Here is a 1,253-nt window from a genome sequence, read left to right as displayed (position 1 = left end):
GCGCACCGCCCTCGTTCGTGAGGCGTATATAGTCGCCACCAACCAGAACTGTCAACAGTCATCGACGATGTTTTTTCGATTTCTCGTGGAGATATCCACGGGGCGGAAATTCGTGAGCTGGCTTGGCTGAAATTGTGAGTGGTGTTCCGCTGAGGATCACTCTTCTACCAAGCTCCCATCTCTAGGCGGCGGCAGGTGCGTGCCATCGGCCTGAGAATCGCCTCCTGGCGAGTGTCGATCCCCACGCCAGCCTAAGCAGCGCTTCAGAGCCGGCCTTCCAGCAATTCCGCCGTGATGTTGCGGCCGGCGAAAAAATACCCAGGACCAGACCCGTTCGGCATCGACTGCGAAAGCAATGCTGACGGCACGTCGCCAGCCGATGATCCGCGGACCAGGCATGATCTCGACCCGCTCTGTGCCGCACTGTGGAAAAGTCGACACGCTCAGGCAATGGTCGCGGATGCCGACAACGAAATTCCAAGCGATCGCCGGCGACGCACGGGTCGGCTATGTCGTCATAGAGCTGGTCGAGTTCAGTTTCCGCCTTGGGGTGGAAGACAATGCGGTACTCCATTGCCTATTTGGCTTTCGCCTGCTTCGCGTGATGACGCGCCTCGAGCCGCGAAAAACTGTCTCGACAGGGATGCCCTTAGTTTAGCCGGATCCTGCCGGAGCTCGGTCAGGCGCGCCGGAACCTCCTCGCGCAACCATCTTTCCCGCTCCGCCTCGAAATCCTCGAGCATACGCAGGCCGGCGCGAACAACCTCACTGGCATTGTTGTAGCGGCCTGATTCGAGCTGCTTCCTGGTAAAGCTCTCATAGTGGTCGTTCAGAGCGTAGTCGGGCACGGCAACCTCCTGGAAGATTATGGCGCCGATCAAAGCCCGGTAACAATAGATAGCAATGATTGGAAGCGCACGATCACGGTTCGTTTTCCAAGATCTGATGGCGAGAGAATGGTTCGTCGCCTGGTTTTGCAGGATCCAAAGCGTCCGGTCACCATCGCGCCGGCGCGTGGCGGTTGCCGCGCTGACAGAGCCGGGAGCCAACCGGCTTCGCGTGGGCAAAGGTGCCGAATACAAAAGGCCTGCGAGCTGCGGGCGGTTGGGGGTCATGATTTGGCTTTTCTGTCCCACGGTCGGCTTCGCCTGCTTCCGACCCCTGGTGCAGGTTAAAATCGCCATCGATCACGGTCCGAACGCAAAAAGCCCGCGTGAAGCGGGCTTTTTTTGTTGGTTGCGGGGACAGGATTT

General features: G+C 59.0%; 1 protein-coding gene and 2 pseudogenes. All 3 read right to left on the bottom strand.

Annotated elements, in window-relative coordinates; all coding sequences use genetic code 11:
* Positions 1 to 263 precede the first annotated feature (263 nt).
* Positions 264 to 574, bottom strand: a pseudogene (locus X771_RS1000000169680) (type II toxin-antitoxin system RelE/ParE family toxin).
* A gap of 3 nt (positions 575 to 577) precedes the next feature.
* A pseudogene (locus X771_RS1000000167810) lies at positions 578 to 848 on the bottom strand (type II toxin-antitoxin system ParD family antitoxin).
* 148 nt (positions 849 to 996) lie between these two features.
* On the bottom strand, positions 997 to 1,253 hold a 257-nt coding region (locus X771_RS1000000169000), incomplete at its 5' end, for a hypothetical protein (RefSeq protein WP_210164671.1).

The sequence above is a fragment of the Mesorhizobium sp. LSJC269B00 genome (genome assembly GCF_000502815.1).
Lineage (GTDB): Bacteria > Pseudomonadota > Alphaproteobacteria > Rhizobiales > Rhizobiaceae > Mesorhizobium.
The sequence above is the reverse complement of the archived record's forward strand: the minus strand, read 5'-3'. Positions and strand labels throughout refer to the sequence as shown.